The 1,409-nt window shown below is 73.3% G+C and carries 1 protein-coding gene and 1 pseudogene; both read right to left on the reverse strand.

All coding sequences use genetic code 11. The features are described from left to right. Nucleotides 1–545 (reverse strand): annotated as a pseudogene (locus CCN42_RS26545) (MAB_1171c family putative transporter); the annotation flags it as partial. Further along, nucleotides 542–1,051 (reverse strand): toxin, encoded by a 510-nt coding sequence (locus CCN42_RS26550; RefSeq protein WP_086172766.1) that lies wholly within the window; start codon nt 1,049–1,051, stop codon nt 542–544. The pseudogene CCN42_RS26545 and the gene CCN42_RS26550, both read right to left, overlap by 4 nt. Nucleotides 1,052–1,409 lie beyond the last annotated feature (358 nt).

Genomic DNA, 1,409 nt, shown 5'->3' on the forward strand with positions numbered 1-1,409 from the left:
CCGCCCTGCGCTGGGCCCGCCCGCAGCCAGCCGCGCACCCGGCGGGCCCAGCGCAGGGCGGAGACCGTGGTGACGGCGCATGCGGTGAGATGGCCCAGCAGGTAGAGCAGGATCATCTCGCGGATGTACGGCGTGCTCGCGTAGTAGGTGTCCAGGTCGGTGCGGCGCTCCACCGGGGCCTCGCCGAGGACGAACGTGACCACGATGCCGGTGACGACGGCCGTGTACGCGAGGACCCAGCGCCGGGCCGTGCGCCGCATCCCCGGCCCGCCGCGCCAGCGGACGATCAGCACCTGCGAGGCGGCGCTGTACGCGGTGATCGCGACGTACGTCACGGGCGCCGCCAGGTTGGGGACGCCGCTGAGCCGGTTGACGGCGCCGACGGTGGGCGGGGCGCCGAGCAGGAAGCAGAGGCCGGCCAGGGCCAGCACGGCGCAGATCGACCGGAGATAGGGGTCGTGCCGGTGGCGCAGCAGGTCCGGGGACTTCAGCAGCAGGCCGAGCCAGAGGAGGCCGGCGCTGAGGTAGTTGGTGAGTGCGTTCATCGTCGGGTCCCGCGGTAGTTGAGCGCGGCCCCGATGCGGCCGGCGAGGTCTTGGGTGTCGTCGCCGCGGTCCGCGTACACGGAGTCCGCCGGTGCCTCCAGCCAGGTGCGCAGCCGGCGGCCCATGAGCATGCCGAAGCGGTCGGCCTCCTGCTCGTCGGCGAGGGTGAAGTCGGTGCGCGCGGCGGCGGCGCGCGGGCCGTCCGGACCGGCCGCCGACTGCCGCTGGTGCATGTGCCACACCTCGTGGCAGAAGATCACGATCTGATGCCATACGGCGGCCCGCTTGTCCACGACGACGTTGTCGTGGGTCTCCCCTTCCAGCCACAGGCCGCTGGCGGTGTGCGGCGGGAAGACCTCCCGGTGGACCACGATCTCCCGTCCGCGCCATCGGGTGGCCGCCTCGACGACGGCCTGGAACATGACCTCGGGATCCGCGGGAACCGGCACCCGTATGGAGTCGATGAGGGCGTCGGCGAGACGACGCATCTCCCTGTTCGTTCGCACGGTTCTCCCCGTGGCTGCGCGGGTGTTCGATGCAGCAATATGCCAAGACCGGCCTCGCTTCAGCCACCTCCCGTCAATCGGGTGGGGAAAGCAGGCCGGGAGGAATGAGGGTGTTACGGACGAAGACGGTCAGGGGCCCGAAGAACAATGGCCGAAAACCGGAAGCGCCACGCCCCGCACGCACTCGCCTCCGCCGGGCGAGCGGCACCCGGCCGGCCCCCGGTCCCCCCGCGTGTCGGCGCCACGCGCCCGCCTGTCCACGTGCGCCCACGGTCCCGTGTCCCGCGCGGGCCGCGGCGCCGTGCCCCGTACCGGGGGACCGGGCGGCAGGACGGGGCCCTGCCGCCCGGTCCCCCGG

It is taken from the genome of Streptomyces glaucescens (assembly GCF_002154375.1).
Classification (GTDB): domain Bacteria; phylum Actinomycetota; class Actinomycetes; order Streptomycetales; family Streptomycetaceae; genus Streptomyces; species Streptomyces glaucescens.